This window comes from Peribacillus acanthi (genome assembly GCF_003073175.1).
Lineage (GTDB): Bacteria > Bacillota > Bacilli > Bacillales > DSM-1321 > Bacillus_BN > Bacillus_BN acanthi.
Map to the genome: position 1 here is coordinate 1 of NZ_QBBX01000048.1, position 1627 is coordinate 1627.

Sequence of the window (1627 nt, forward strand, 5' to 3'; positions counted from 1 at the left end):
AACTAAACCAGCTAATAGTTTGTCAATATCTTTCAATTAAATCTTAAAATTTTTCATGCTATACTAAATTTACGCATACCAAATAACCTTCCAAATACACTGTTTGGAAAGTTTTGGACATATTGGTTATACTCTTTAACTAGGCTAAATCCTGGAAAGTCGATTTGTTTTTCAAAAGTGCATATATCCAGTGTAGAAGTTTATTTGCACAAGCGATCACAGCGACTTTAAAGGGTTTTCCTTCTTCACGTTTCTTATCATAAAACTCTCGTAACTTCTTATTTCTAGGGATGATTTCATCTGTCGTTTTCATTTTACGACAATCACGTATGGCACTTCTAACAGCCATAAACAACGCATGCCTTAGTCTACTAGAACCTCTTTTGGTAATCCGATTTAAAGTACCTTTGAATGTACCAGATTCAAAGACACTTGGATCAATTCCTGCAAAAGCAACTAGTTTCTTGGGGTGATTAAACCGATCAATTTCCCCGATTTCAGAAATAATCGTTGCCCCGATTTTTTCACCGATTCCGGGGATAGATTGGATAATGTGATACTCCTCAATACTTTCCGCTAAAGCGTCTATCTCGTTTTCAAGCTTAGATAGATGCTTTTTGTATTCTTTTATCATATTAATATACATATCTAGACTAAGAGAAAGGCTATGAAATATAGCTTTTTGAAAAGGGTTTTGAGCTGCTGCAGCCATTAGTTTTCCTGCCTTCTTTTCTGCCCACTCTAGTGAACGGCTTTTGCAGAACTCTTTTATTTTTTTCGTAATTGTCTCCTGTCCTGCTTTCAAAACATCTTCTGAACTAGGAAATGTTTGTAGAGTGAGTAAAGATACATCAGAGTATAAGTCCCCAAAAACCCCGATATAAACAGGAAATACTTGATCCAGAACAGCATGAAATTGAAGTTTTGTTTGTATGAACATACCCGTAATATTTTCATGTTGTCTAGTAAGATTTCGTACGTTTAAGAGTTGAATTCCTCGTTGTTTATAAGGTTCTAAGTCTTCTTTATAAAACAGCTCGCAGAGATGGTGAGCATCAATAATATCTGTCTTTACCTTACGTAAACTGGAACTCTTTGCACGATAGGATATGAGGGGATTTACAATAATTAATAAATATCCTCTGTCCTCAAAATACTGAACGATGGGGGTATGATAGTGTCCAGTAGATTCTAATATTAGAGGAGGGCGCTTGCCTGAAACGACCTCTACTTCTTTAATGAAATCAAGTAGATTACTTAATCCCTCGAGAGTATGTGAAACTTTAAAACTCTTTTTATAAGGTTGTTTTCTTTCCAAGTAAGCCTGAACCTGGCTTTCATCCTTAGCTACATCCAGACCAATGACTGGATTCATTATTTATCTCCTCCTAAAATATACAAATTAACCGGTAACCCCTATTCCTCCATGTAGTGTCATAGCTTCGTTTGTTATACGAGATCATTGTCCCAACCAGCCTCAATCATGTTTCTACAAGTAGGGGGCGAACTGTTTAATTGTCGGGATCAAGTCCCACGGGGGCTTCCGTTCTACCCCGGCTACGGTTATCATATATCGATATAAAAAATGGTCAACCAGAAATATTTTCTGGCTGACCTTATAATACGA

Annotated in this window: 1 protein-coding gene; it reads right to left on the minus strand. The window is 36.5% G+C overall.

What is annotated here, in order from left to right:
- Positions 1-139: 139 nt before the first annotated feature.
- A complete protein-coding gene (locus tag DBX25_RS20360) occupies positions 140-1375 on the minus strand; it encodes an IS110 family RNA-guided transposase (protein WP_108672581.1) in 1236 nt (411 codons plus the stop codon).
- Between the last annotated feature and the right edge of the window lie 252 nt (positions 1376-1627).

What these genes read in the sequence shown, in the direction of transcription:
- DBX25_RS20360 (WP_108672581.1), bottom strand. Translation starts at nt 1,375, where the DNA reads ATGAATCCAGTCATTGGTCTGGATGTAGCTAAGGATGAAAGCCAGGTT.